General features: G+C 61.0%; 1 protein-coding gene. It reads right to left on the bottom strand.

Annotated elements, in window-relative coordinates; genetic code table 11:
• On the bottom strand, nucleotides 1-267 hold a 267-nt coding region (locus LKL37_RS23045; protein ID WP_431612580.1), incomplete at both ends, for a CBS domain-containing protein.

Raw genomic sequence — 267 nt, 5'->3', positions numbered from 1 at the left:
GGAGCCGAACTCATCGACCACAAAGGCAAAGTGCGTCTGCGCCTGGCGGAATTGTTCCAGGGCGCTTAACAGCGTGAGCTGTTCCGGGAAGATCAACGGTTGGCGTATCAGCGCACGCAGATCCAGCGGCGCCTGCGCCAGCTGCTGTTTGAGGACGTCGATGGTGTGGATCACGCCCAGCGGCTCATCGCTGGCGCTGCTTTCCACCACCACGATGCGCGTGTGCTGATTACGCTCCAGCAACTGCGTCAGCTTTTCCTGCGGATC

It is taken from the genome of Chryseobacterium sp. 'Rf worker isolate 10', assembly GCF_050753305.1.
Taxonomy (GTDB): domain Bacteria; phylum Bacteroidota; class Bacteroidia; order Flavobacteriales; family Weeksellaceae; genus Chryseobacterium.
This window is presented reverse-complemented; position numbering and strand designations above follow the sequence as displayed.